Origin of the sequence: Streptomyces roseus, assembly GCF_001044425.1 — a bacterium.
In the GTDB taxonomy this organism is placed as follows: Bacteria; Actinomycetota; Actinomycetes; order Streptomycetales; family Streptomycetaceae; genus Streptomyces; species Streptomyces roseus.
On the sequence record NZ_LFML01000122.1, the window covers coordinates 1 to 409 of the forward strand.

Consider the following 409-nt stretch of genomic DNA (forward strand, 5'->3'; position numbering starts at 1 on the left):
TCTCGGCGGCGGCCGGGGCCTCCGGAGCGGCGACGGCGCGGGTGGCACGGCGGCGGGCACGCGGCGCCGGAGCAGCGGACTCCTCGGCAGCCGGGGCGACAGCGGCGGCCTCTACGGCGGCCTCGGCGGCAGCCTCGGCGGCAGCCGGAGCCTCCGGAGCGGCCGCGGCACGCGTCGCACGGCGGCGGGCACGCGGCGCCGGAGCGGCAGGCTCCTCGACGACCGGCACGGCCGGGGCAGCCTCGACGGCGGCCTCGGCGGCAGCCGGAGCCTCCGGAGCGGCGACGGCACGCGTCGCACGGCGACGGGCACGCGGCGCCGGAGCAGCGGACTCCTCGGCAGCCGGAGCGGCCGGGGCCTCGGCGGGAGCCTGAGCGGCCTGAGCGGCGGCCGGGGCGGCCTCTGCGGC

General features: G+C 83.9%; 1 protein-coding gene. It reads right to left on the minus strand.

Features of this window, described 5'->3' with window-relative positions:
- Positions 1–409, minus strand: a 409-nt coding sequence (locus tag ACS04_RS37690; RefSeq protein ID WP_209441784.1) for a hypothetical protein, incomplete at both ends; no start/stop codon positions are given.